This is a genomic window from Synechococcus sp. YX-04-1 (assembly GCF_030546365.1).
Lineage (GTDB): Bacteria > Cyanobacteriota > Cyanobacteriia > PCC-6307 > Cyanobiaceae > Parasynechococcus.
Map to the genome: position 1 here is coordinate 1 of NZ_JAUONZ010000014.1, position 2530 is coordinate 2530.

Here is a 2530-nt window from a genome sequence, read left to right on the forward strand (position 1 = left end):
GGAAGTTTCACCCGCTTGCGGGAGGGAACCACCTCCTCACGGGTCGGACGAACGGTTGCAGTGATTTCAGCCATGACTGGCACTGGGCAGGCGTCAGCCCCCATACATCGTCTTGCGACTTAGCGGAGACCTGTGTTTTTGGTAAACAGTCGCCAGGGCCTCTTCACTGCGACCACCTTGCGGTGGCACCCCTTCTCCCGAAGTTACGGGGCCATTTTGCCGAGTTCCTTAGAGAGAGTTACCTCGCGCACCTCGGTATTCTCTACCACCCCACCTGTGTCGGTTTCGGGTACTGGCAGTCATGCCTTAACGGGTATAGAGCTTTTCTTGGAAGCTTGACGTCACCAACTTCGCTGCCGTAGCAGCTCGTACTCACGCCTCAGCTCGGAACGTTTTCACCGCTCCTCAACGCCTCGAACGCTTGAACCAGTAACCAACATCTGGCTTGGCTAGCCTTCTCCGTCCCTCTTCCCAAAACATGACCGGTACAGGAATGTTGACCTGTTATCCATCGACTACGCCTTTCGGCCTCGCCTTAGGTCCAGACTAACCCTCCGCGGACGAGCCTGCCGGAGGAACCCTTAGGGTTTCGGTGCATGGGATTCTCACCCATGTTTTCGCTACTCAAGCCGACATTCTCACTTCTATGCAGTCCACGCCCGCTCACGCTAACGCTTCGCCCCACATAGAACGCTCCCCTACCATAAAATCCGCAGCTTCGGTACAACACTTAGCCCCGTTCATTTTCGGCGCAGGATCGCTCGACCAGTGAGCTATTACGCACTCCTTTGAGGATGGCTGCTTCTAGGCAAACCTCCTGGTTGTCTATGCAATCCCACCTCCTTTATCACTTAGTGTTGATTTGGGGACCTTAGCTGGCGGTCTGGGCTGTTTCCCTCTCGACCATGGAGCTTATCCCCCACAGTCTGACTGCCTCGCTACACACAGGGTATTCAGAGTTCATCTCGATTTGGTACCGCTCTCGCAGCCCGCACCGAAATGGTGGCTTTACCCCCCTGCTGGAGCACGAGACGCTACGCCTCAACGTATTTCGGGGAGAACCAGCTAGCTCCGGGTTCGATTGGCATTTCACCCCTAACCACAGCTCATCCGCTGACTTTTCAACGTCAGTCGGTTCGGACCTCCACTTGGTATCACCCAAGCTTCATCCTGGCCATGGTTAGATCACCCGGGTTCGGGTCTATAAACACTGACAAACGCCCTATTCAGACTCGCTTTCGCTATGGCTCCACCATTTCCGGTTTAACCCGCCAGTGCCTATAAGTCGCCGGCTCATTCTTCAACAGGCACACGGTCACCCTATAAGTAGGGCTCCCATTGCTTGTAGGCTCACGGTTTCATGTTCTATTTCACTCCCCTCCCGGGGTTCTTTTCACCTTTCCCTCGCGGTACTGTTTCGCTATCGGTCACACAGTAGTACTTAGCCTTACGAGGTGGTCCTCGCGGATTCACACGGAATTTCACGTGCTCCGTGCTACTCGGGATACAGCTAGCTCAGTTCAGTTTTCGGTTACGGGGCTTTCACCCTCTGTGGCGTGCCATTCAAGCACTTCTCCTAACATTCCTGATACACGTTGCTGTCCCACAACCCCGATACTCGAAAGTATCGGTTTAGGCTCTTCCCCGTTCGCTCGCCGCTACTTAGGGAGTCGTTTTTACTTTCCTTTCCTCCAGCTACTAAGATGTTTCAGTTCGCTGGGTTGGCTCGTGCCAGCCTATGGATTCAGCTGGCCGTATTAAGGGTTGCCCCATTCGGAAATTCCCGGATCAAAGCGTGCTTCCAGCTCCCCGGGACTTATCGCAGGTAACCACGTCCTTCATCGCCTCTGTGTGCCAAGGTATCCGCCGTGAGCCCTTTGTAGCTTGACCAATTAACCTCTTGAACGCTTACCGCCGTTGAAAGCAGATTCTCAAGTTTTTATTGCTAAAAACAAGATCAAACTCTGATTCGCTCGACACGAATCAAAGAACATTCAAGAGTCTCGGCTCTTGCTCAAAAGAATTTTCATTGTTCTGGATCCAATCTTCCTTTCAGAAGATCAGACTCAAAACAATGCATCTGTAAGATGCTTTGTTTTTCCAGACTTCACCTATGCAGTTGTCAAGGTTCTGCTAGAACTTCAAATCAAATCATCAATTACTTGATCATTTGATCCGAGCCCAGCATCTTATCAACCAAATTCAAAGCTTTAAACTTAAAACTTGGAATGACAGGAAGCTGGGGTCATCCAGCGGACAAATCTAAATCACACTCCAATCGAGCTCAACTCCAATAACTTGGAGATGGGGATAAAGTTCGGTCAGTGGAGGTTAGGAGACTCGAACTCCTGACATCCTGCTTGCAAAGCAGGCGCTCTACCAACTGAGCTAAACCCCCAACACCGAATGGGCCATCCTGGACTTGAACCAGGGACCTCACCCTTATCAGGGGTGCCAAGGAAGAAGCGGCCGATGAACAGCAGGCTGAAGCCACTGAAAAACACCAGGCCAAACCAGCAGAAGGCCTGGG

Annotated in this window: 1 tRNA gene and 1 rRNA gene; both read right to left on the reverse strand. The window is 52.3% G+C overall.

From position 1 onward, the window contains the following. Nucleotides 1-1890: ribosomal RNA gene (locus tag Q3Y53_RS12990) — 23S ribosomal RNA — on the reverse strand; the annotation flags it as partial. Between the two features lie 435 nt (nt 1891-2325). Further along, nucleotides 2326-2398 (reverse strand) — tRNA-Ala (locus tag Q3Y53_RS12995). Nucleotides 2399-2530: the final 132 nt, after the last annotated feature.